Consider the following 22,628-nt stretch of genomic DNA (forward strand, 5'->3'; position numbering starts at 1 on the left):
ACGGTTACGCGCCGATGTCTTCGTGATCAGTAAGACATTCGGAATGATCGCGTAAAACTTCGAGTACACGACAATCCGAGGTGTTGCCGCCACTGCATTCATGTACCATGCGCTCCAGCTCGGTCCGCAACGCTTCTAGCCGCGCCATTCTTTGCTCAATCTGTTTGAGTTGCCGGCGCGCAATACGGTCGGCTTCATGACATGGGCGATCCGGATCGTCGGACAAATCAAGCAGTTCGCGTATCGCTTCAAGCGAAAACCCCAGTTGGCGGGCGTGACGGATAAAAGCCAGGCGATCCAGTTCGGTATGGCCATAACGCCGCTGGCCACCTTCGGTGCGCCCCGGTTCCGGCATAAGTCCGATCTGCTCGTAGTAGCGGATCGTCTGAACCTTGGTTCCGGTCTTTTTTCCAAGCGTTCCGATCGTCAGCATCTGGGTCTCCTTACAAAGTTACAGCTTATGTAGGTTCGGGTTGGCACCGCACAATAGCACCTTCCAGCCGGTGGACCTGTGACACCCAGCCGCAGGCTCAAAATCCCCTTTGAACCTCTAGCAGGTAGAGGGTGTACATGCCGTTCTGAACCAAGAATCACAGGCGGACGGCTAACTTTGAAACTGACCGTATTTCAAAAAATCTTATGGGTACTGGCTGGTGTCGCAACGGCGGCATTTGCCTATCTGATGCTGTGGTCAGAATATAGACCTGCGCGGATTGAGGAGGGGTCTGTCCCGTTCGAAGCCAGGTTCGAACTGACAGATCACTCTGGCGTTGTTCGTACTCAGAACGACTTTGCGGGCAAATGGATGTTGGTGTTTTTTGGGTTCACCAACTGCCCGGACGTATGCCCTACAACACTGTCTGAGGTAGCAGCAGTGCAGGAAGGGCTGGGAAGCCAATCAAACCAAGTGCAACCTATCTTCGTATCCATTGACCCCGAACGCGACACCCCGGCAGTCCTGGCCGAGTATGTACCACTTTTCGATGCGGGGATCATTGGGCTTACAGGCACGCCAGAACAGATTGCGCAAACGTCCAAGACCTTCCCGATATTCTACGAACGGATCGAACAAGCCACTGCGCCGGATGGATATACGATGGGGCATACCTCTCATCTGTTTCTGTTCAGCAAGGACGCTGGATTCGTCCAGTCCTGGTCATATGGCACGCCTGCCGAAGAAATTCTTGCGGATCTGAAACAGAGACTCTGAGCACCATGACCCGGTTTTCCAAAGATACACTTCTCGGCCTGGCCTGGGCGATTGCCTTGGTTGCTTCTCTTTCTGTTCTGTTCATTGGAGAGATCCTGGGGCAGACGCCCTGTGTGCTGTGCTGGTTCCAGCGCGCGTTCATGTTCCCATTGGCGATCGTACTGGGGCTTGGCCTGTGGTGGCAGGACCAGAACGTGGGGCGATACGGGATAGCACTGGCATTTGGGGGCGCTGCTGTCGCCTTGTGGCACATGGGCCTGTATGCTGGTCTGATCCCCGAAAAAATCCAACCATGCTCGGCAAGTGGTCCGTCCTGCACCGACGCAAATCAATCTGTTTTGGGCATCCCGATTCCGCTGATGGCGCTCGTTTCGTTTGCGCTGATCGGCGCTCTATGTGCTCTTTCACTCAAGGAGAAACAAGTATGAACAGACGTGGCATGATCTTGTCCGTTCTCGCGCTCGGTGGGGCCGGATTCGGGGCCGCCGCCTGGTACGTGAACCGAACGACTGCTTCAGGCAATATCGAGCCTGTCGCACCCGAAATCGCTGAAACACTTATCCGTTCTTACTCGCCTGTTCTCGGCCCTAAAGATGCACCGGTTACAATTGTCGAATTTTTCGATCCGGCTTGTGAAGCCTGCCGCGCCTTTCATCCGGTCGTGAAGGACATAATGGCTCAGCATGGAGACGCCGTGCGCGTTGTGATCCGGTACACCCCTTTCCATGGCGAGGGCTCAGAGGAGGCGATCCGCGTGCTTGAAGCGGCACGCATGCAGGGGGTCTTTGAACCGGTCCTGGAAGCCGTGCTGCGAGAGCAGCCCAAATGGGCCGCGCATGGTGCGCCTGAGCCTGGTCTTATTATTCGAATTGCAGCAGCGGCGGGACTGGATGCCGAGGCAGCGCAGGCACAAATGCTTGCGCCCCAGACAGTTGGTGTTCTCAATCAGGATCGCGCTGATGTCGAAGCGGTCGGTATACGGCAAACTCCGACATTTTTCGTCAACGGCAAATCTCTGGATCCGTTTGGTGAGGCTGAATTGAGACGCCTGGTCGCTGCCGAAGTTGCAGCACTGCAAAGCTGAGCAGTAGCGAGAGGTACTATGAGACTCACTGCAAAAAATACACTTCTGGCAGGAGTGCTAAGTGCATTCGGTTTTACGGCCATTCTCTCAGCACCTGTACTGGCAGGGGTCGATGATGTTGTCGTTGAAGGTGCCTGGTCGCGCGCGTCTATCGGCACCAACCGACCTGGAGTCGCTTACATGACGATCCGCAACACCGGCAATGAGGCCGTCACGCTGACGTCTATCCGCACCGATCTTGCGATGATGCCCGAGATCCATCAGACATCGACCAATGCAGAGGGCGTCAGTTCCATGGCACCAGCTGGCGAGCTGGAAATTGCGCCGGGCGGTTCCGTAGCGCTTGAGCCGGGCGGGCTCCACGCAATGCTCATGCGGCTGCAACGCCCTATGACTGAAGGCGAGAGCTTTACGCTGACTCTTATCTTTGCCGATGGCGCAGAAAAGACTGTCAACGTACCGATATTTGGTATTGCTGCGCGAGGCCCCGAGAACTGATGCAACGGCGACGCGTTCTCACATTTGGGGCTGCTGGGCTTGGTGCAATCGGGCTGACACTCTTTGCCGGATGGTGGCAAGTGGATGGGCCGGGAGCGGCTCAATCTGATCGCCTTCGTCCCCTTGCGTTGTCAGACATGAACTTTCGCATGGTTGATCACGAAGGGACCACCGTCACCCCGCAATCGCTCGTCGGACGTGCAACAATGGTGTTCTTCGGCTTTACCTACTGCCCGGATGTTTGCCCGACGACACTTTCGGATATTTCCCTCTGGCTGGATGATCTGAGCAATGACGCGGATGAATTGAACGTCGTGTTCATAACCGTAGACCCTGAAAGAGACACAGTCGAATCTATGGCCGACTATGTCAGCTACTTTCATCCCGCTGTCCGAGGGTGGGTCGGCGTTTCGGACCAAATCGCTCAGGCCGCAGACGATTTTCGCGCCACTTATGAAAAAGTTCCAATGGAAGATGGCGACTACACAATGAACCACACTGCAAGTGTATTTCTGTTTAGCCCCACAGGCGAATTTGTCAGCACCATCGACTATCATGAGCAGAGAGAATTCGCTGTGCCCAAGATCCGTCGTGCTTTGAAAAGTGGAGCGGATAAAACATCATGAACGCACGGTTTCTAGCAACCTCGGCAATCGCGATCAGCAGCGTCTCAATTGCTTCGATCGTGTTCATTGCCTCGAACAGGTCTGAAGTGACGGCGCCTGCGCCCACGGTCTTTCCGGTGCCCAAGCTTCCTGCGGAACCGCAGATCACATCGGCTCCGTTGCTGAACGTACCATCGGCAGAACTCGCTCCAAGCCCCGTTTCGTTTCGACCTGCTCAACCGGAACCCATTCAGGCAGAGGAACCTTTGCCACCTGTTGAACCGCCTTCACGGACATGGACGCGCGAACTTGCGTTGGGTGACACGCTCGACAGTTTGCTGTCTAAAGCCTGGATCAACGCAACCGATCGGGCCGAAATCGCACTTGCGCTTGGCGCTGAATATGATTTGCAGCGTTTGCGTCCGGGCCACTCGATAACAGTCGTTACAACCGCAGCGGATCAACCGCAGAGCGTGGAGCTTGCGGTGGAAGATGGTGTAAGAATCGAGGTGATACTCAGCGAAACGTTGTCCACGCGCGTGGTCTCGCCAGAACCCGACACCGTCATTCTGGCCCGCAAAACAGAGATCGAAACTTCGATTTCAAATGCGCTGAGTAGCGCAAAGATCCCGGTTCGCTTTGCGGTGGATCTGGCGCAGATGCTGAGCGGGACAGTGGATTTTCGGAGGGACCTGACAGGTGGTGAAGCTCTCCGTCTTCTCTGGCGCGAAAAGAGCATCGATGGCGAGAGAACAGGCCAGCCAGAACTCTTTTTTGCGGCGCTGGAAGTTGATGACCAACTTTATGAAATAGCATGGCCAGATGCCGAAAATGGCCGCGCCACATTCTATGTCGATGGTGAGCTTCTTCGCGTCTTCTCGCAGCCAGTCGAGGGCGCGCGCCTGAGTTCAGTCTTTGGTCGGCGAAAACATCCGGTCTACGGAAATGTTCGGATGCATACAGGTGTCGATTTTGCTGCCGCACGTGGTACTCCGGTGCATGCGACGGCCCCGGGCCGCGTGTCTTATATTGGTTGGCGCGGGGGGTATGGGCGTGTGGTCGAAATCGCTCATGGATCGGATACGGTCACGCGATACACGCATCTTAGCGCAACCGCCGATGGTCTGACCAAAGGTCAGCGCGTGGAGGCGGGCCAGGTGGTTGGTCGTGTCGGGTCGACCGGCACCGCGACCGGCCCAAATCTTCATTATGAAGTATTGGTCGACGGGCGCCCGACAGACCCGCTTTCTGACGATCGACTTGCTGCCGCTGCGAATGACAAGGTAGAAAACGAAGCAGCGCAAAAGCGATTAAGTAGTGCACGGGCACAGCTTGAGAAGCAGCTGGGCGATCTCACTGCCAAGAAACGCGAAGTTAACTCGTGAGAGTTCTTTCAGAACGCCTTCAGACGCGCGGCTATCAGTTTGACGGTTTGAACGCCTGAAGTGAACTGCACCGCAAATGAACAAAATCAGAGGATGTAAGATGATGGCAATCGCGGGTGCCTTGGTTGGCGCCGTTTGGGGTGGGGTTCTGGCAAAGCGCCGGAATGGCAACAGCCTTGATATTCTTCAGTATGCTGCAGGATACGCCATCGTTTGTGGCCTGATTGCGTTCTTTCTGTCGATCGCAGTTGTGCGTCTGATTTCCTAGGCTGATCCGAATGGTGGTTGAAATTGAAAGCGCTGCTCAGGATTGTGCTTGGGTTGGTTCTTGCAGCCCTGTTCATCGCTACCGTCTGTTTCGTCACGGCTACATATCTCATGCTGGCTTCTCTTCCGGACTATGAGGAAGATTTTAGGTTAGAGGGTTTGAAAGATTCTGTGGACGTCCTGAGGGACTCTATGGCGATCCCACATATCTCGGCTTCATCCCCGTCCGATGCCTATTTCGCACTTGGTTTCGTTCATGCGCAGGATAGATTGGGTCAGATGTTAAGGGAACGACGGTCCGCTTCGGGTAAAGTACCAGTTCCGCGATATCGCGATATAGATCCAGTTTTGTCTGAAATGCTGATTGCCTATGCAGCCGGTGTCAATGCCTGGATCGGGGAGGTGTCAAAAGGCCGGCGTGGCCGGGGGGCACCAGAACTGTTGTTGTACGATGAAAAGACAATCATGGCCTGGCGGCCAGAGGATAGTCTCAGAATAACTCAACAGTTCTTAGGCAATCTGCGGCAGGCCGAGAGTGGCGGCGCGTCAATTCCAGGCGACAGACCGAAAACACCCGGATTGCTCAAGAGCACGCCAAAAGCTCGGCTGGGTGCCTGGGCATTGACCAGTGAACGAACGGTTTCCAATTCCCCAATTCTCGCGATCGAGACTAGCGGGCCGCTTTCGCTCCCATCAACCTTGTACATGGCTGATCTTCAATTTCCCTCGGGGGCAGTAGCAGGGGCGACTTTGCCCGGCGTTCCGTTCGTTGTTCTGGGTCGTTCAAATGACGTTGCTTGGGCCTTGGACTCAAATGCCGGGCAACCTGAATTGCAAAACGGCACATCCGAACGGGTAGATAGCGATATCTTTTTGAGAACTCTTTACCGACTGACACAGGTAGTCACCGCAAAAGACGCCGTGAAGTTGATCTCTGAAATGCCTCTGTTCGGGTTGGAGACCGTCGTTATTGACAAAGAAGACGTCATGACCTGGCCGGGCATCTCCGATGAAGATGCAATCCTGCTTCGGCAGCAAAGGCTCAAAGAACTTGATGCGCGCCAACGCGTTTTTTCAGTTGATGGTGTTATGGGGGTACAACAAGATACCGTTAGTTCGGCAGCGCGTAGCTTGTTGCCTCTGATGGCGGCGGACTTGTGGCGTTCTGCACCCATGATCCCCGCAGCCGACGACCCGCTCGATGGAATCCGACAGGATGCCTTGAACCGCTTGGCTGAATGGAACGGTGAAATGGATCGTTTTTCACCGGAGCCATTAATATTCTGGGCATGGGCGCGTGCTTTGCAACGCCGATTTCTACAGGATGAATTTCCTGCGGCGCGTGATTTGTGGACAAATCCGAATCCATATTTTCTTGCCGCGGTTCTTTCAAATAGAGACGAGGCCGCGATGTGGTGCGACAATCGCACCTCAACTCGTGTCGAAACCTGCGACGAGTGGATCGTTCTCGCACTCGACGATGCGCTCGTCTGGATAACCGAGCGCTACGGTCCCGACCTTTCTTCGTGGAGCTGGGGAGCTGAACACATTGTGAATCTGGATTGGTCTGCGGTTAGCCCAGCCGGATTCCTCGATGGGTTGTTATCTGTGCGGGAACTGAAGTCCGGAGGACCTTATTCATTGCTCTCGTCTCAATTCGGGATGTCTGACGAAAAACCGTTTGCAACAAATATCGGCACGAATTTTCAGGCCGTCATGTCTGTTTCAGAAGACAAAGGCTTCTTTTTCCTGTCACCATCCGGGCAGTCGGGACACCCGCTTTCGCGGTTCTACAAGAACTTGTTTTCTTCATGGATGCGCGGTGATTATAGGATGATGACAATGGATCTGGCAGTAGCAGAGGGTGGGGCAGTGGGGCGATCCAAACTAACCCCCCACATTCAGGATGAAGTTGACTGATTAAAGTGCGGCGCCGGGAAACCAGATCAGTGTCAATTTCCCTCATCTTCAGGATGAAATGCCACACAAAGCCCAGGACTGATCGATATATCGGGCACCACGCCACAGTGATAAATCGCGAAAATCGGCTGTGGGATGCTGATTTCAGTGGGCATCCCACAGCACACGCGATCTTAGGTTCCGCGCGCCTGATTACTGCCCATGCGCCAATTCAGCATTTTCACCTGGCGTTCCAACGGTTTCTGTTCCTGTTGAGTGTATGTTACCCTCGGAGGCTTTCAGAAGCCGCAAGGCGTTAGCCACGACCAGCAAGGACACTCCGACATCTGCGGCGATTGCACCCCACATTGATGCCAATCCAAAACCGGTAAGGGTCACAAAAAGTGCTTTGGTCGCAAGTGAGAAGCCGATGTTCTGACGGATGATCGACATGGTTCGACGTGAATGATCGATCAGCCAGGGTACTTTGCCGATGTCATCAGTCATCAGAGCAATGTCTGCAGTCTCAATAGCAGCATCAGATCCAACTGCACCCATCGCAACTGCATAATGTGCCCGAGCCATCGCAGGCGCGTCGTTGACGCCATCGCCGATCATCGCAACCATCTCGTGCTGTTCTGCCAGTTCCTCAATCGCAGCGACTTTGTCCTCCGGCAGAAGTTGGGCCCGGACTTCGTCGATGCCGACTTCGGCTGCTACCGCTCTCGCTGTTTGTTCGTTGTCACCAGTCAGCATGATGATTGACTTCACGCCCTGCGCGTGAAGCCGGGCAACGATGTTCTTGGCTTCGGGGCGAATGCGGTCCCGCAGCTCAAGCAAACCGGTTAACCCGTTCTCATCCCCGACAACAACAAGTGTGCTTCCCGCGCTTTCGATTTGGTTGCTCAACTCGGCAGGGATGGACGCGCCAAAGCCTTTCTCTACAGCGAAGCGGTCGGAGCCAAGCCAGATATCTCCACGCTCGGTACGGCCTTCCAGACCCCGACCGGGAACGGTTCGGATGTCTTCAGCCGCCGATATCGAAATGTCGGTCTGTTCTGCCCGGGCCAAAATGGCGCGGGCCAGCGGGTGTGAAGACCGAACCTCAAGGCTTGCAGCGCTCGCCAACAGCTCCTGCTCGGATGCGGCGCCCAGCGGATAGACATTGGCCACTTCAGGCTCACCCATGGTGATCGTGCCTGTCTTGTCCATGGCCAGTGCGGTGGTACGCCCGGGGGCCTCGATATATGCGCCGCCCTTAATCAGAACCCCAGCCCGGGCCGAAGCGGTCAAAGCCGCAACGATTGAAACCGGTGTGGAAATGACGAGCGCACAGGGGCAGGCGATAACCAGCAGAACAAGTGCATTGTAAAACCAGAAGCCCCACGATGCGCCAAATACAAGCGGTGGGATCAGGGCGATGGCCACTGCGACGACCATAACGATGGGCGTATAAATCCGCGCAAATTTTGTAACCCACTGCTCAACCGGCGCGCGGCGAGCATGAGCATCACCGACCATCCGGATGATCTTGGCAAGCACGGTGTCTGACGCTGTTTTCGTCGCACGTATTTTGAGGGTGCCCTCACCATTGATTGTGCCGGCATAGACCTCATCACCCAGCTCTTTGGGAATCAGCGCGCTTTCACCTGTGATTGGAGCCTGGTCAACGGCACCAGCCCCTTCGATGACTTCCCCGTCAAGTGGAATGCGATCCCCACCCCGAACGATGAAGCTGTCACCGACAAAGACATCCGCCGCCGGGACCGTTGCCTCAGAACCGTCAGCACGAACCAGCCGAACCGTCGGGGGGGCCAGATCAAGCAGCGCGGATACCGCGTTCCGAGCACGTCCGACACTCCAGCTTTCCAGATAAAGAGAGAGCGAGAAGAAAAATGCTACAGTTGCCGCTTCAAAAAACTCACCCAGAGCGATGGCACCAGCGACGGCAACAACCATCAGAAGGTTCATATCCGGCGAAAGTCGACGCGCCGAAGACCAGGCCTTAGGGGCCACCAGCCAGACGCCAAACAAGATCGCGACTGCGAACAAAGCTGCCTCGGCTAAAGGCATCGGAACCTCACCATGTCCCGAGAACAGCCCGAGCGCACCGCCCATGCCGGTTTCGAAAATGTGCCAGCCAAAACCTGCTGCCCAAAACCCTCCGCTAAGAGTGGTGAACCGCCGCTGACGTGCAATATGCGCCGCCTGGTCCTGGGCGGCATTTCCGTCATCCCATGGTTTGGCGGTCATACCAGTACTCGCAACCAGCAGCATGACATCTTCGTCAGATAACTTGGAAGCACTATCAAGAAGCGTCATCCGACCGTTAATCACATCAAATGCAAGATGCTCTTCGCCACCTGCTTTCGGGCCGACGACACGGTTCAGGATCGCCACCTCTTCGGCGCAATCAAGGCCAGAGACCTGAAAGCTTCTACCACCTTCAGGAATTGGACCAGCGGGGGCGATGTCGCCACACCCGCCGCTACCGCATGCGTGGTGACCATGTTTGTTTTCGTGGCCATGGTCGTGGCTATGGGTATCGGATGACATGATTGGACCTCAAGAATCTCTATGGTCCTTTGTAAATAGTTCCTACAGTAACTAGAGCTTCAATACCTTTTATATTTTTTTCATCCGGGTTCTTTGCCTGCGATATTGTTAGTTCATTTCGTCTTGCGGGCCGGCCGTGTGGATGCAATCTAATTGCAGATGACGCAAAAAATTTGGAACAGACCAATGCAGAAACGGATCGCAATTACCATCACGTTAGTCTCGATTACGGCTGGTTGCTCAGCCCAGTTCACTGGGGCCAAAAGCAAAGCATTTGAACCAGGCAACGTGCCAGATTCGGTCGTATCGCTGGCAGGGCCGGCGCAGGATTTGACCACAGCGCGCCTCCTGCCCGAAGACAATTGCTTTTGGTATGAGCACAGCGGACCCGTCGAGACGACATTGGTACCATTGCGCGCGACGAATGGCGCTCCGATCTGCATTGCGCGCGACGCCTGATCGAAATGAGGGCAGCGACGTCCATGTACGCTGCCCAATATTCATGAGCGGGCTGTGACGCTATCTTCGGCAGAGTATAGGAAAGCGGTCGAGCCGGTTTTCACGTTTGGGTAGAGGTCATTGATATGAGCCATGATCATTCGCACACATCCAGAACTTGCGCGACCGCCGATGCTTCTTGGCTCAGGCGTGCCGTGAATTCTGAGATATGTGTCTCGGTCTCCAACGTATAGATAAAGGGCACGAGAGCCGAGAGCATTATTCGGCCCGGGCTCCATTCCATTCCGGAATTCCGCGTATTCGGGGTTGCGCTCGATCATTGAAGCGGTTGGTGTCCAGTGTGGCCATTCGACCTTTCGGCGGATAACATAGGTGCCGGGCTCGTAAAGATTCCCACGCGCGATCGCTACGCCATAGCGCATTGCGGTCCCGCCTTCTTCGATATGATAGAGATAGCGCGCGACGGCATCCACATGGATGTCACCTGGAACCAAACCATCATTTGCCGCGACGCGTCTTGGTAAAAAACGGTCATGAACACCCCACGGATTTGAGGTCATTGGATCGTAACCAATTGGCGTGACTTGACTGTCCCAATAGGTCTTCTGCGATGCGGTTGGCCAGGTTTTGGCGATCAATGGACTGGCCGCAGACGCCGAGAACAGCGCTGTGGTGGATTGAATGAAATGGCGCCTTGTAAGCATAGGTCTCGTCCTGGTTCACAAGTTTAACGTATTTGGATCGCACTATCGCGAATTAATCCGAATCTTAAAGCCTCTAGCAGCTAGAGCTTCAAGAGGTTTCAGGTAACGCTTGGTTTACCCTGTCGATCAAGTGACCGGTTGCGTGAATCCTGCTTCGGTCGAGTTTACATTGGAATAGGTCGCAAAGACAATTGACACAGGCGAAGCCGCCATTGTAGCGGTGAATTGTTTTCGGTTCCTGATGGCGGAAGCCAAAAGGATTAAAAGGGAATACGGTTCGGTGTTTTCAATGGCGCCAATTCCGTAACTGCCCCCGCAACTGTGAGCGGAGAGCGATGCCAAGACACCACTGGTTTGTAATGGAACCGGGAAGGTTGGCGGAGCGAGCACCCGCGAGTCAGGAGACCTGCCGTAAAGCGCCGGGCTATGCCCAGACTGAACCTGTCGGCCTTGCGGTCGATTCAACCTGACAAGCCGCCGGGTGAGGCGGTAGGGAGAAAGAACATGCATATCGAACCGGGCATCGTGAATGGTGCCAAAATCGCGCTTTCCTATGTTACCGCCGCAGGTGCGGCTACTTACGCAGCGAAAGAAACGTTTTCCACATTGCGAGCGAATGGACCTGCATCTTTTGTTATGCGCTCGGTGCTCGCCACCGTTGGTGTTTTCCTTTTCTTCGAAGTCCTGCCGCATTTCCCGGTTGGTGTCTCTGAAGTCCACTTCATCCTGGGGTCGACGCTGTTTCTGCTTCTCGGTGCTGCACCCGCGGCTTTTGGATTGGCAGCTGGTCTCCTGATTCAGGGTGTGTTTTTTGCCCCGTTCGATCTTCCGCAGTACTTCATCAACCTGACCACTCTGCTGGTGCCGCTATTTGCGCTACAAGCACTGGCCAGCCGCATCATCGCACCCGGCACAGCATATGTTGACCTCAAATATGGCCAAGCTCTTGCCCTAAGTGCGACGTATCAGGGAGGAGTAGTCGCATGGGTTGGGTTCTGGGCCTTCTACGGCCAGGGTTTCGGCGCAGAAACCATGGCGTCGGTTCTGTCCTTTGGCGGTGCTTATATGCTGGTAATTGTCATTGAGCCGATTGCTGATCTGGCAGTGCTTGCGGCAGCCAAGGCGATGCGCGGTTTGAACAGTACAGGTCTGGTGACTCCGCGTTTGTACAACGCTGCGAAAGCTTGACCAAAGTTTGAAGCGGTGTCCTAAACTTGGGTTGCCGCGAAACAACCAGTAGCCGCAGGACCAAAATTTTATTGTGGCGCGTCTCTAGGGCGCGCCACATTGTTTTTAGCCGCTAGAAACCTGTACCCAACGATCAGGGTGATTTGGGTCCTGTATTCGTAGGAAAAGATACCTCGTTTCCTTCCACGATTTGATCCTGTTGGTGACATTGTCCAGAATCAAATCGCCTTCACTCGAGCGATAAACTAAAACTGCATGGCCACTGCGATTGGTGTCTAAGACAGTTGCAATAAGTAGCTTCGTAGGATCCAAGCCGTTCTGCATTAGTTCAAACTTCTTTTGCAAAGCGAAATCTTCGCAATCCCCTGACCCCTGCATTGGTAGCGTCCAGTATTCCTTTGTCCCGTATTGGTTTTGATCCGAAACGGCGCGGATCCTCCGATTGACGCGCAAGTTAATCGCTTTAACGATCTGTTTCTCCTGCGCTTCTGGCAGACCAGAAGTACGAGTATTCGCGCACGCCCACGAATAATCTTTGCAGAGTGATTTGGCGCCCGATGGCGCCTGAACCTCTCTATCTAGTTTGATCCAGGGAAGCTCAGAAGCTTGCAATGAAGCGGCGGAGACAAGGTAGCTGCATATGATACAGGCCAACGATAGATAAACTGGTAACCGTTCCGAAAGTTTTTTCTGAGCGGAAGTAGGTTTTGTCATATCTGCTTTCCCCATACTCGTTTCTCCTGGGTATCTGAAGCTACCGAGCCAAGAGAACTCTATTTCAATCTTTTATGTTCATCGACGCATTACAACAGCTTATTCAATTTAAAATGCAGAGCAGCAAAGTTCGCGAGCGCGCAGTTATTAGTCGTGATTGTGTGCGTGAGCTTAATTGAGATTCTTGCAGCAGCATAGAAGAAAGCTGGCTAGTAGTTCTGGGTTAGAAACGCTTGAGGTTTGGGACGGATTTGGATGACGCGTCAAGCCGAACATCTTTGTGCAATGACATGGGTATCAACCGTTCGCCGGGGCGCACCCTAACAGTGTATCTGCGATTATATGTTTCATGCGGCCAGATGTAACTGGCAATTGCAGATTTCCCCTGACCAAGGTGTGCAGGTTTTGATTGGAAATTCTAAAACAATGACTTCGTCGCTACACTCAGTCCTCTGTTAACGCGCACAGCGACGGGAGCGATGAGTTGGGCAGGCTCAGTGGCCTACGAGCCATATTGCGTCAGGTTTCTATTATGCGTGTAAGTTTCGTACGATCGACTTTGGAGGCATGACGCTTGTCCATAGGAATGTGCTTAATCGAAATCACATTTGGAACGTCAAAACCAAGCGCAGATTTAGTCCAATCGTCGATGTGATCCGCGGAACCTTGGACGCAAAGTGTGGGGCCTGCCTTGGTATTGACGAGCGCGCATCGATCTACACCTGGCCATCGCTGTGCCGCGACTTCGATAGCAAAGGGGAAGAGCGTACCTGAAAAGACTTCAATTTCGGACCCGACGCGCCCCCATAACCATAAACGCCCGTCATCATCCAGCGCGCCAGCGTCACCGGTCCGGTGCCAAATGACGTCACCTTCCTTGATTTTGTTGTTCTTTGAGTGGGTCGGGTTCAAATACCCGTCATTCACATGTGCGCCGGCGACCTGAATTTCATTGTCGCGGATGCGGAGCGTGATTTCGGGCACCGGGTATCCCACAAGAAGACCCCTTCCAACAGCCATGTCGCGGTGATCCTTCACCGTGATATTCGCGGCGTCAAGATGGGCAATCGGTTCAGCCTCGGTCGACCCGTAGACGCACACAACTGACAGGCTGTGCCGGGTTCTCAACGCCTCGACAAGACTCGGAAACACCGGACCGCCGCCGGTGAACACCGTGTGCAACGGACCGGTATCGTCGGATTGAACCAGTTTTTCACATAGCGATGGTGGGATGAGGGCCCGGGTGATCTGTTGCGTTTGAAGCCAGCTTTCCAACTGCACAGTCGACATGCGGTCCAGCTTGCTGAACCTCCAGTTGGGTAAAACACTTGTGCGCCCGGCCGCCAGATTGATCAGCGTGAACACCGGAAAGGCCACCAGATCGCGCTCGGCCATACGGCTGTCGAGCAGGTGTGCGATGGCATCGTGCTGCGCCATCAAAAACGCGTGCGAGCGCGGAATGGCTTTGGGCTGGCCGGTTGTCCCAGAGGTAAAGGAAATAAGGGCGATATCGTCCGGTTGTACCTTTTGCGCCACCGGGCTACTGCGGCTTTTACCAGGCGTCAGCAGGGGCAGGGCCCAGAGATCCGGAACCAGAAACTTCAGCAAAGAATACGCACCCGCTGCACAGAACGCTTTTGGCTTCGTTGTTCGGGCGGCGTGGCGCAGACCGGCCAGCCCCAAGGCTGGCTCTGGTAAGACAACGGTTGCGCCAAGGGTCCAAAGCGCAGCCAGACTTGCATATAGGTCCGCGTTGACTGGCATGGCCAAAAGCACACGATCACCTGACCGGATACCCTTGTCCTGCCACCGACCTGCCAAGTGCTGAACGCGCGTGTGCAGGGTTTGAAAGGTGATCTCGCGGCCCTTGCCGTCCACTATGGCTGTCCGGTCAGGAACCCGTTTAACCGCTGCGGCGAATTGGGACAGCAGGTCAGCCATTCAGCTTCCGTCCAAGCAAAGTATAGCGCCGGAATATTGTCGCGCCTTCCGCTGCACTGCGCTCGGCGGAGGTGTTGTCATCATGGATCAGCGCATGAATGGCGGTTTCGTACCCCATCCTGAGCGCCGCCTTGTGAAACCGGTGAGCCAGATGCCGTCCGGCGCCGGGTTCGAGGCTTGCATAGGTCTTGAGGATTGCGGATGCCGGATCGGGGCCTTCGGCATAATTGGGAATGCCAAACAGAAACCCGGCCAATGTCCCGTCATGGCGGCGCGCAAAAAGGATCAGGTCGGGCTTCATCATCGGCACAACTGGCATATACATGGCCAGAAAATCTGCCTCGGCAATCGGCTTGTAGAACGCGTTGTTTGAGAACGCACGGGTTGAAAGTTTGAAGACCTGACGAAACAGGGCCTCGGGGTCTGTTCCATCCCATTCTTCCACGACAAAACCATCGGTTACTGGCGGTGCTGATCCAGCGGCGGTCCGCAACGACACCCGGGCCGAAAAATACCGGCTGATCTCTGTAAATCCCGCCGACTGGAAAACCCTGGGCTCATGAAGTTTGTTGGTAGGCTCCATCAGGAACGGAGCGGACCCGTCGCTATCCGAGACGAACCGGTAACTGTGCCAGGTGTCGCCTGACATCGGCCCGATGATGCGATCCAGGCCTGCGTCTTGCACCCTCTCGATCCCTTTGCGCAGGATTTCGGCACCGGCTTCGGACGTTTTGCAGGAAAAATCGCCGAAGGTCGCGGCGCGCGCGCCTTCCCAGTTCGGACCGTTCAGATAAACGGTCAGCTTTGCATCCGCCGTTCTGATGTTCTCTTTGGTCATGAAAAAACTCCGGCAAAGAACCCAGCACTTAGCGATCCAGCAACGATCCAAACGTAATAAAGCAACGGCGGCGCGAGGGCCAATAGCGTCAGCCTGAGCACCCTATCTTTTTCGAACCAATGTGGTCGGAGCAACGGCGCAGCGACTGAACAAGCTAATGAGAACAGGGCCAGTACCGTCAGCGGCTCGGCCCAGTTCGACTGTTCAGAATTCTGGGAAACAGCCCATGTCCGAATAAGAAACAGGACAGCCGCAGCAAGTGGTATCACAATAGGAATGGGACGCAGCGCCACAGCAGCGAGGCCCATAGCCAGCCCCATCGCGCTGAGCCCAAAAAAGGAAACCGCATCCCATCCCGTTGCATTTCCAGCCGCAAGCCAACCGAACCCCAAAAGCCCCAAGGCGGCTATGATATCCAGATCGGGGTACTTACTGTCACAAGGAGAAGCGGTACGCGCCCAGCCATGTGCGGCAAGAACCATGATCGGCAGTACTGTGTTCTGCAGCTTTGCGGCGGCCAGCAGCAAAAAAACCGCGACAACATAGACACGGGTCGCATGTTTGGTCAGGCCCAGTTTGGTTCCCACTACGCCGAAACTGGCAAGGGCGGCAAAGAACATGGCGGCCAACAGGGCGAGCTCTGCCAAAGAGCTGAAATAGTGGCCGTTTAGGAAAATCAACAAGCCAAGCGGCAGGAAAAGGTTGTCAAACCCGCGCCAGCTTTGTGCCTCGACCAATGTGCCAAAAGCCGCAACCATAAGGCACAACATCATGATGTTAGATGGCGGGAGTTTCGATAAGAACAAGAAGCAGATGATCGCAACCAATAGCGTTACGACAAAAAACACCACGGACCCTTCTAAGCTCTTGTCGCCATCTTCTACCACATAGCGTTTGGTTCCATACGAAGTCCCGGCAAGCGCAGCGGCTGCATCCGCCAGTGTTAGAACGGCGATTGGCAGGATGTAGAACAGCGTGTTTTCCCCGGCTAGCAGAAAGCATAGCCCTACTGCCAGGGCGAGCAGAAAGTCGCCGTAGGACGTACGATCCACACCATGCAAAGTTGCACCCAGACCCGACGAAAAACGAGGCAGGCGCAGCACCAGCATCACCAGGATTGTGGCCGCAATCAGCATGTAAACCGGCCAGCGATCGGGAAACAACCAGGGCAGCAGCAACGCAAATAGGCCGGTGCTGACATGCATAAGCTTGCGCTGCACTTCGGGTTTCAGACCCGCTGTATTGGCCAGATGGCGTATGACCATCATTACGCCGACCAGAGCCAGCACCGACCCCGCCGCCAGCAGAATCTGCCCAATAACAGTCACGGTTGAAACTCTTCGACGACGAAATCCGAATAGAAGAATGCCATGTCGCGGGCCTTCTGCTGTGTTTCGATGTCGGTCAGGGTTTCAACCTTGTTTCTGAATTCTGGCGGAACCCTCCGGGGTGCCATCATGTTCCAATAGACTAGTCGGGCATTTGGCTCTGCAGCGGTCAGGATCGACCCGTAAACCTGATGGAAGGTCTCGGGCGACATGTACTCGAAGATGTCGGACAGGTTGAATCCTCTGGCTTTTTCGTCGGTCGACACAAAAGCCTCAAGCGATCCAAGGCGGAGGTCGAGACGATCCAACCGGGATCGGATTGTCTCATAATGCTCGGAACGCCACGCCATTGGCAGCGCGTCGCCATGATCGCCTTTGAGAATCCAGTGCAGATAGGGATTTTGCGAGGGATCGGTGGTGACTCCCGCATGACGGATGCGGCGGGCGACATGTTGGGCCGGGCTACCCTCGACATGGTCGAAAAACGCACTGTCCCGGCCCATGCGACCCATGACTAGGCGAGAGAAGAAGATGTTCAGCAAAAGACGCCATCGCACCGTGTTGAACCGCGTGTCGAAGAATGTCAGTCGCTCTGCCGGCGAGCGGGGAACAAACACTGCGTCGATGGTTCGGCGTGAATGCACAAGAGGCAGTAGCCAAGTTCGAAAGACGCGAAAATAGCGCTCGAACTTGCCGACGCCACCGATGCCGTGTTTTTCGACATCCGTGATCAGAGTCCGCCAGAAAGCGCGCGTTTCGGCATCTGTGGCTTCCAAAACCTGGTTCAGCAATGCGCCCCGTCGGGTACTTCGCCGCGAGCCGGTGAGTTCAATGAATTCGGGATGGGTCAGCACTTTATAGGCCGCGATCCTGAGCTTAAGGCAGGCGATCTGGGCCGGTGAAAGATCCAGAACGACAATGCGCGCGGGATCGAGTGTCAGCATTGCCAGCGCATTATCCCCGGCAGAGCAGATGGAGACCAATGTCTTGCCCGCACAATCGCCCAGGGCGGAGGTGAGAACATCCGCGTCTTCCCACAGTTGGGCATAGCGGATATGGTCGAAATCCGCCTTTTTCTCAATCTCACTGCTATCCATCGCACCGCTCCACCGCGCCGCTTGCCCCGTCGACCCGGATCATCTCGCCATCTTCGATCCAGTTGGTTGCGCCTTTCAAGCCAACCACGCAGGGGATACCCAGTTCGCGTGCGACAATCGCAGAATGTGACAACAGAGACCCCCGTTCGACGACGATGGCGGATGCGTTCGAGAATACGGCGATCCAGCCCGGATCAGTGTGGCGCGCCACGAGTATATCTCCGGGGTTTAAGGCCTCGGTGCGCGGGTCGCGGATCACGCGCGCGCGCGCCTTGATCTGACCTGCAGAACAACCTGTGCCGTGCTTCATCCGTGCAGTGTCCGCCTCCGCTTCTGCGTTCTCGGACCAAACCGGGGCGATGGCGGGGCCACGGATTTCGATGCGTTCCGGCGGATCTGGGCGTCGGGACGAGGCTTCGTCTTCCAGTTTGCGCTGCGCAACGATGCCTTTCAGATCAGGTGACAGGCTATAACCTTCGACTGCTCCGAGAACTTCATGTGTTGTCAGGAAGAATACATCCTTTGGCGATGAAAGCAGGTCACGGGCAGCGAATTCGCGGCCGATGCCCAGAAACACGCGCCGCGCATAACCAAATATGCGCGTGCGTTCAAAGCGCAGGTTTTCACGGTCGCGCACCCGCGCCTTGGTCCAGCCTAAAATCCATTTGGCGAAGTGCCGTTTGAGTGGGTTTGACGGAAACAGAGCCTTCCAGTCCGGTTCATCGCCGTCCTGACGCCCGGAAGGTGGACGTTCAGCGCTGGCTGCAATGGCCAGCAACAGACTGGTCGGGTCATCGCGTAACGGAACGCTTTCCAGCTTGAGCTCTTCCGTACACCGGTCGCCGAACTTTTCAAGATACGCATCAACCTCGGCTGCGATTTGCCGGTGTCCTGACAAAACCGACAGATGTGCATTGGCCTTCAAAGGAGCGGCAAGCCCTGCCTGCCGAACCAACTCTCCCATCCGGGCGATGCGTTGCGCGGGTTCCGCCGAAACGATATCACCTTGCCCGATCATGAGGTCGTTGTGCAGGGTCAACCCGGCCTCGCCCAGCCACTTTTGCAGCAGGTTGCGCGAGCCGCCAAAGGCAATCATGCACAGGAAATCGTTGATCAGCGGGGCATCCCACCGATCCAGCAGAGTGCTTTCAATGCGCCGGTATTCCGCAGCCAGTTGGGTCGCGTTAGAGGCACCCACGTTCAGCCCCGTCTGTAATATGTCGTTCAGCCTGCGGTAAAAATCACGCCGGGTCTGCGGTAGGCGGATGGCCTGCCAGATCAGGCCGCCCGCAACCTTGGCCAGTTTCGCGTACTCCACGATCTTGTGCCAGCCGGTGGTGGGGGGTGGGGCAAGAGCATCCGTGACCTCACGCGGCATCGGTTCAGAAACGCCCATCATCGTTTCCATATAGTCGCGGTTCAGTGAAAACCCGGGCAACAGTGCCAGCGCGCGATACCAGTTGATCAGATTGTAATAGGCGCGCCCGTCCACCCGCCCCAGTAAATTGTCAAACACAGTGGGGTTCAGCGCGACCGTGTGCCGGGACACGCCCAGCAGCCTAACGAAAGCGCGATATACCTGAGAATACACGTGCAGGGCAAAGGAATAAGTCAGCGGGCTGACGATGCCCGGATAGCTTTCGACGATATTGGAATTGTCGAAAATGGTAAGCGTCTGATCTTCGAGCGGGGCAGGGCGCAGGGCCGTGGTGATCGGGCGGGCCTGCAGAATATGCAGCCCTTGCGCATCAATGGCCCATTCGATGTCCTGAGGAGAACCGAATAACGCCTCGGCCTTTCGGGCGAGGGCCGCGATGGATCGCGCCTCCGTGACGGTCAAATGTGCAGGGGCGTCAGGAGCGCTTTCCGGTACGCCATCTGCATCGATGACCCAGTCTTCTCCGTCCGCTTCCCCTGACACAAGCTGCTCTGCAAGCCCGTCAATCGCTGAGATCACGACCACATCGCGCCGTCCACTGACCGGATCGGCAGAAAAGGCGACACCGGCCGCTTTGGCATCGATCATGCGTTGCACGATGATCGCGGGGGCCTCGGCCTCGCCGCCGGATTTGACCGCGCGGTAGGTTTCGACCGTTGATGAGAAACCGGATTGCCAAACCTGCTTGGCCGCCGCGATTACACTCCTGCCGGGAACATTCAGGACCGTTGCGAACTGTCCTGCATGGCTGTGGTCCACGCCATCTTCGGACTGGCCAGAACTGCGTACCGCGTACGGCCCGGACCCGAGTGTTTCAAGCGCGGTGGACACAGCCAGTCGCAGGCCTTTTTGCGCGATCGGGCCCGATTGCCCCATACGAAATGCGTCATTTGTGATGACAAAGAATGCGGGCGGGGAAAACCCGTGCTGTGACAGATGCGACAGGGCTGCCGCTTTGCCTCCAACCACAGAGATGTCGTTGGCATCCATTTGGTCGACGATGAAAGTCATGCTACGGCTCCGATCAGGTAGGGTAGGAAACCAGCCGTGGCATAGCAGAAAAATACCCACAGACCGGAAACAGTGTCCATCCTGTTTTGTGCTTTCACAGTGGGTGTCTGACCGTAGTGGAATACAGCAACCCCGCAGGGAACCAGCGCTAGTGCGCCGATCAGGGCGCTTGGCCAGCCAACTCCGGTGGCGTTTCCTGTGCCGGCGAGAAGCGCGTAGGATAACAGAACGCAGCCGAACCAGATACGTCCCGCCATACGCGGACCCCATTTGGAGGAATAGGTGTCGACCCCTTCAATCTCGTTTTCGGGCGCCCACAATTTCCGCCCGATCTCAAGGACGCAGCCATTCACAAAGGACAACGCCAGGAACAGCCATAGTGAGGGTGCTGCGCCGCCTGCCGGCAGCCATTCGAGGCCAGTCAGCAATAGATCGATCAAGGGCATGATTGCCATGTGGCTTAGCAGGTACAGAACCGGCCGGGCCTTCAGCCAGGCCGGGACACCGAATTCAACTGTCATCGCAGCGAGCCAGATCCAAACCGCGCCCAACAGCCACAAAACCGACGGGTGCCAGAACCAGGAAGCCGCAAGTGCAAGTGGAATGGTCAGTAAGCCCAAGCTCAAAACTTCGCCTGGTGAGACCAATCCGCGTGGGATTGGCCTGTTGGGTCGGTAACGTCGGTCATCCTCGGCGTCCTTGAACTCGTCACAGACCCGCATCTGGAAGAACAGCGCCATGGCCAGCACAAAACCGGCGGCAAAGGCAGGCCACTCGGGCAAGGGGCGGTCTGCCAGACGGGCAGACACACAAATGCTGGCCGTGGAAAACACCAGCAACAGGGGGACGGTTTTCTTAAGCGGAAAGCGCTCGGATTGGTAAATCCAAAATCGGTTCTGAAAGCTCATCTGTGGCGGGCCAGACTTTCATGGGCGCGGGTGAAATGACCGGCAGCAATCGCGGCGACAATGGAGATTTCGCCGCATAAGCACGTGGCCGCAGCAACTTCGGCCAAAGCCGTGCCACACCCGCTGCCCCGTAGACCGAGTATGTTCAGCGCTGCTGCCTGGCTTGGCAAACCGGTTCCGCCGCCAACCGAGCCGACAAGGATATTCGGAAGCGTAACCGAGCAGAATAGATCGCCGCCCCTAGGTTCCATACGCGTGACGCCCATTGCACTTTCGGCAACGCAGGCCGCGTCCTGTCCGGTTGCGATATAGAAAGCAGCCAGCCCGTTGGCATAATGCGCCTGTGCGCCAAACTGGCCAGACAAATGTGCGCCCAGATTGGCGACACGGCCATAGTCCAGCATCGCCTCGACCGTCGTGCCCAGCGTCTTTTCGACAATCTCAGCCGGCAGCGTAACCGAGGCGCTGACCTTACGCCCGCGCCCCGTCACCAACCCCAGCGCCGAGGCCTTTTTGTCGCCCGAGAAATTACCTTCGACATACCAGTTCTCAATCGCAACAGGACAGCTATCCGCGATTGCATGGCAAAGGGCGTCGGTGGCGATGGTCACCATGTTCTGACCTGCAGCATCACCAGTGGTATAGCGGCAAATCAGGAAAACGACGTTGGTGTCAATGAATGGCTCCAGCGATACAAGCTTGCCATGACGGGTCGTCGCTTCGGCCGCAGATTTGAGCCTGTCAACATTGGTCACCACCCAATCCACAAATTGCCCCGCTCTTAGCAGGCTATCGAACACAAAGGCCGGGGTCCGCAGCACGCCTTCGTATAAAACAGCGGTACTGATACCGCCCGACCGAGTGGCGGCGTAGGCGCCCCGGGCATAAGATGCGACCAGCGCTGCCTCGGTTGTTGCGAGGGGGACATGAAAGTCGCCGTTGGCGTTCATTCCGTTCAGGCGTAAGGGGCCAATAACCCCGACTGGAAGCTTAACCGTCCCGATGAAATTCTCGATATTGGCGCCATAGGTTTCGGCATCTTCGATAGCCGCCAAATCTGCAATTTGTGCCTGATCCTTGTCGCTGGCCGTTGGTTTCAACTTTTCCCAGAATCGTGCGACCATCTCCTTGGTCGGCTTGCGAGATGGGCGTAAGGTTGAAAACTCTGCATCGCTTGGCGCCATCTGCTGAGGTATCTGGTCAGCATCAAATCGTGCTTTTATGCGTTGAAGCATTTCCCGGACATGAAACGGAATTACCAATAGCGCGCTCCAATAGATTTTCTGTGCAACGCTGTTGCAACCAAAAACCGCTGCGAGGCAAGTTATCAGTCGTTTGATCGAAATCCAGTCAAATGTTCATCGATCAAGTGTTTGATCCTAAAGGGTCTCGCATTTGTCGCAGTTGAAATTACCGGTAGGCCTGAGGACGATGATCTTGGCACGACACGCATCGCCAATGCGGGCCCCCAACTCACGCGGGGCCGGCACGTTTAGTG

21 protein-coding genes and 1 riboswitch are annotated in these 22,628 nt (G+C 55.8%); of the genes, 10 read left to right on the plus strand and 11 right to left on the minus strand.

The window, feature by feature from the left end:
- Positions 1–4 precede the first annotated feature (4 nt).
- Entirely contained in the window at positions 5–433 is a 429-nt protein-coding gene (locus ACR0DE_RS04840) for a MerR family transcriptional regulator (protein WP_223116996.1), read from the minus strand.
- A 177-nt stretch (positions 434–610) separates the two neighbouring features.
- Between ACR0DE_RS04840 and ACR0DE_RS04845 the strand changes: the two genes are divergently transcribed.
- The 8 genes from ACR0DE_RS04845 to ACR0DE_RS04880 all read left to right on the plus strand — a co-directional run bounded on the left by ACR0DE_RS04845 (position 611) and on the right by ACR0DE_RS04880 (position 6,969).
- Positions 611–1,210, plus strand: coding sequence for an SCO family protein (locus tag ACR0DE_RS04845; RefSeq protein ID WP_480752152.1), 600 nt, complete (start codon positions 611–613; stop codon positions 1,208–1,210).
- 5 nt (positions 1,211–1,215) lie between these two features.
- Positions 1,216–1,638, plus strand: coding sequence for a disulfide bond formation protein B (locus ACR0DE_RS04850; RefSeq protein ID WP_170424835.1), 423 nt, complete (start codon positions 1,216–1,218; stop codon positions 1,636–1,638).
- Positions 1,635–2,294 carry a DsbA family protein gene (locus ACR0DE_RS04855; RefSeq protein WP_223116995.1) on the plus strand — a complete coding sequence of 220 codons (660 nt, stop codon included), beginning with the start codon at positions 1,635–1,637 and terminating at the stop codon, positions 2,292–2,294. The genes ACR0DE_RS04850 and ACR0DE_RS04855 overlap by 4 nt, the downstream gene beginning before the upstream one ends.
- Positions 2,295–2,312: 18 nt before the next feature.
- Positions 2,313–2,792 (plus strand): copper chaperone PCu(A)C, encoded by a 480-nt coding sequence (locus ACR0DE_RS04860; protein ID WP_480752155.1) that lies wholly within the window; start codon positions 2,313–2,315, stop codon positions 2,790–2,792.
- Positions 2,792–3,418, plus strand: a complete 627-nt coding sequence (locus ACR0DE_RS04865) for an SCO family protein (protein WP_480436030.1) — start codon at positions 2,792–2,794, stop codon at positions 3,416–3,418. Before ACR0DE_RS04860 ends, ACR0DE_RS04865 begins: the two co-directional genes overlap by 1 nt.
- A complete protein-coding gene (locus tag ACR0DE_RS04870; RefSeq protein WP_480752160.1) occupies positions 3,415–4,782 on the plus strand; it encodes a peptidoglycan DD-metalloendopeptidase family protein in 1,368 nt (455 codons plus the stop codon). Before ACR0DE_RS04865 ends, ACR0DE_RS04870 begins: the two co-directional genes overlap by 4 nt.
- A 100-nt stretch (positions 4,783–4,882) precedes the next feature.
- Positions 4,883–5,050 carry a hypothetical protein gene (locus ACR0DE_RS04875; RefSeq protein ID WP_170565334.1) on the plus strand — a complete coding sequence of 56 codons (168 nt, stop codon included), beginning with the start codon at positions 4,883–4,885 and terminating at the stop codon, positions 5,048–5,050.
- Between the two features lie 23 nt (positions 5,051–5,073).
- Positions 5,074–6,969 carry a penicillin acylase family protein gene (locus ACR0DE_RS04880; RefSeq protein WP_480752164.1) on the plus strand — a complete coding sequence of 632 codons (1,896 nt, stop codon included), beginning with the start codon at positions 5,074–5,076 and terminating at the stop codon, positions 6,967–6,969.
- A 192-nt stretch (positions 6,970–7,161) separates the two neighbouring features.
- Here the strand turns inward: ACR0DE_RS04880 and ACR0DE_RS04885 are convergent, their stop codons facing one another.
- On the minus strand, positions 7,162–9,504 hold the full coding sequence (locus tag ACR0DE_RS04885; protein WP_480752166.1) for a heavy metal translocating P-type ATPase: 2,343 nt from the start codon (positions 9,502–9,504) through the stop codon (positions 7,162–7,164).
- 186 nt (positions 9,505–9,690) lie between these two features.
- On the opposite strand from ACR0DE_RS04885, the gene ACR0DE_RS04890 reads away from it, so the two are divergent.
- A complete protein-coding gene (locus ACR0DE_RS04890) occupies positions 9,691–9,963 on the plus strand; it encodes a hypothetical protein (RefSeq protein ID WP_480752168.1) in 273 nt (90 codons plus the stop codon).
- Positions 9,964–10,004: 41 nt separating this feature from the next.
- Here ACR0DE_RS04890 and ACR0DE_RS04895 read toward each other — a convergent pair whose 3' ends face one another.
- Positions 10,005–10,667: a L,D-transpeptidase gene (locus tag ACR0DE_RS04895; protein WP_170402530.1), complete on the minus strand. Its 663-nt coding sequence runs from the start codon at positions 10,665–10,667 to the stop codon at positions 10,005–10,007.
- Positions 10,668–10,882: 215 nt separating this feature from the next.
- Positions 10,883–11,095, plus strand: a riboswitch (cobalamin riboswitch).
- Positions 11,096–11,171: 76 nt separating this feature from the next.
- On the opposite strand from ACR0DE_RS04895, the gene ACR0DE_RS04900 reads away from it, so the two are divergent.
- A complete protein-coding gene (locus ACR0DE_RS04900; protein WP_170392744.1) occupies positions 11,172–11,855 on the plus strand; it encodes an energy-coupling factor ABC transporter permease in 684 nt (227 codons plus the stop codon).
- A 105-nt stretch (positions 11,856–11,960) separates the two neighbouring features.
- Here the strand turns inward: ACR0DE_RS04900 and ACR0DE_RS04905 are convergent, their stop codons facing one another.
- The 8 genes from ACR0DE_RS04905 to ACR0DE_RS04940 all read right to left on the minus strand — a co-directional run bounded on the left by ACR0DE_RS04905 (position 11,961) and on the right by ACR0DE_RS04940 (position 22,365).
- Positions 11,961–12,584 carry a transglutaminase-like cysteine peptidase gene (locus ACR0DE_RS04905; protein WP_255611833.1) on the minus strand — a complete coding sequence of 208 codons (624 nt, stop codon included), beginning with the start codon at positions 12,582–12,584 and terminating at the stop codon, positions 11,961–11,963.
- Positions 12,585–13,088: 504 nt separating this feature from the next.
- Positions 13,089–14,510, minus strand: coding sequence for an AMP-binding protein (locus ACR0DE_RS04910; RefSeq protein ID WP_480752173.1), 1,422 nt, complete (start codon positions 14,508–14,510; stop codon positions 13,089–13,091).
- Positions 14,503–15,348: a hypothetical protein gene (locus ACR0DE_RS04915; RefSeq protein WP_480752177.1), complete on the minus strand. Its 846-nt coding sequence runs from the start codon at positions 15,346–15,348 to the stop codon at positions 14,503–14,505. Before ACR0DE_RS04915 ends, ACR0DE_RS04910 begins: the two co-directional genes overlap by 8 nt.
- The gene (locus ACR0DE_RS04920; protein ID WP_480752179.1) at positions 15,345–16,676 is read right to left on the minus strand and encodes a hypothetical protein; all 1,332 of its coding nucleotides are present in this window, start codon (positions 16,674–16,676) and stop codon (positions 15,345–15,347) included. The genes ACR0DE_RS04915 and ACR0DE_RS04920 overlap by 4 nt, the downstream gene beginning before the upstream one ends.
- A complete protein-coding gene (locus tag ACR0DE_RS04925) occupies positions 16,673–17,773 on the minus strand; it encodes a BtaA family protein (RefSeq protein ID WP_480752182.1) in 1,101 nt (366 codons plus the stop codon). Before ACR0DE_RS04925 ends, ACR0DE_RS04920 begins: the two co-directional genes overlap by 4 nt.
- Positions 17,766–20,222 carry a PEP/pyruvate-binding domain-containing protein gene (locus ACR0DE_RS04930; RefSeq protein WP_480752185.1) on the minus strand — a complete coding sequence of 819 codons (2,457 nt, stop codon included), beginning with the start codon at positions 20,220–20,222 and terminating at the stop codon, positions 17,766–17,768. The genes ACR0DE_RS04925 and ACR0DE_RS04930 overlap by 8 nt, the downstream gene beginning before the upstream one ends.
- Positions 20,219–21,130, minus strand: coding sequence for a UbiA family prenyltransferase (locus tag ACR0DE_RS04935; protein WP_480752188.1), 912 nt, complete (start codon positions 21,128–21,130; stop codon positions 20,219–20,221). The genes ACR0DE_RS04930 and ACR0DE_RS04935 overlap by 4 nt, the downstream gene beginning before the upstream one ends.
- Positions 21,127–22,365, minus strand: coding sequence for a hydroxymethylglutaryl-CoA reductase (locus tag ACR0DE_RS04940; RefSeq protein WP_480562557.1), 1,239 nt, complete (start codon positions 22,363–22,365; stop codon positions 21,127–21,129). The genes ACR0DE_RS04935 and ACR0DE_RS04940 overlap by 4 nt, the downstream gene beginning before the upstream one ends.
- Positions 22,366–22,628: the final 263 nt, after the last annotated feature.

It is taken from the genome of Ruegeria sp. C10 (assembly GCF_056537805.1).

Coding starts and splice junctions, on each gene's coding strand:
- ACR0DE_RS04915 (WP_480752177.1), bottom strand. CDS start 15,348: ATGACCAAAGAGAACATCAGAACGGCGGATGCAAAGCTGACCGTTTAT.
- ACR0DE_RS04855 (WP_223116995.1), top strand. CDS start 1,635: ATGAACAGACGTGGCATGATCTTGTCCGTTCTCGCGCTCGGTGGGGCC.
- ACR0DE_RS04930 (WP_480752185.1), bottom strand. CDS start 20,222: ATGACTTTCATCGTCGACCAAATGGATGCCAACGACATCTCTGTGGTT.
- ACR0DE_RS04940 (WP_480562557.1), bottom strand. CDS start 22,365: ATGCTTCAACGCATAAAAGCACGATTTGATGCTGACCAGATACCTCAG.
- ACR0DE_RS04850 (WP_170424835.1), top strand. CDS start 1,216: ATGACCCGGTTTTCCAAAGATACACTTCTCGGCCTGGCCTGGGCGATT.
- ACR0DE_RS04870 (WP_480752160.1), top strand. CDS start 3,415: ATGAACGCACGGTTTCTAGCAACCTCGGCAATCGCGATCAGCAGCGTC.
- ACR0DE_RS04840 (WP_223116996.1), bottom strand. CDS start 433: ATGCTGACGATCGGAACGCTTGGAAAAAAGACCGGAACCAAGGTTCAG.
- ACR0DE_RS04905 (WP_255611833.1), bottom strand. CDS start 12,584: ATGGGGAAAGCAGATATGACAAAACCTACTTCCGCTCAGAAAAAACTT.
- ACR0DE_RS04895 (WP_170402530.1), bottom strand. CDS start 10,667: ATGCTTACAAGGCGCCATTTCATTCAATCCACCACAGCGCTGTTCTCG.
- ACR0DE_RS04885 (WP_480752166.1), bottom strand. CDS start 9,504: ATGTCATCCGATACCCATAGCCACGACCATGGCCACGAAAACAAACAT.
- ACR0DE_RS04860 (WP_480752155.1), top strand. CDS start 2,313: ATGAGACTCACTGCAAAAAATACACTTCTGGCAGGAGTGCTAAGTGCA.
- ACR0DE_RS04865 (WP_480436030.1), top strand. CDS start 2,792: ATGCAACGGCGACGCGTTCTCACATTTGGGGCTGCTGGGCTTGGTGCA.
- ACR0DE_RS04890 (WP_480752168.1), top strand. CDS start 9,691: ATGCAGAAACGGATCGCAATTACCATCACGTTAGTCTCGATTACGGCT.
- ACR0DE_RS04935 (WP_480752188.1), bottom strand. CDS start 21,130: ATGAGCTTTCAGAACCGATTTTGGATTTACCAATCCGAGCGCTTTCCG.
- ACR0DE_RS04910 (WP_480752173.1), bottom strand. CDS start 14,510: ATGGCTGACCTGCTGTCCCAATTCGCCGCAGCGGTTAAACGGGTTCCT.
- ACR0DE_RS04875 (WP_170565334.1), top strand. CDS start 4,883: ATGATGGCAATCGCGGGTGCCTTGGTTGGCGCCGTTTGGGGTGGGGTT.
- ACR0DE_RS04925 (WP_480752182.1), bottom strand. CDS start 17,773: ATGGATAGCAGTGAGATTGAGAAAAAGGCGGATTTCGACCATATCCGC.
- ACR0DE_RS04900 (WP_170392744.1), top strand. CDS start 11,172: ATGCATATCGAACCGGGCATCGTGAATGGTGCCAAAATCGCGCTTTCC.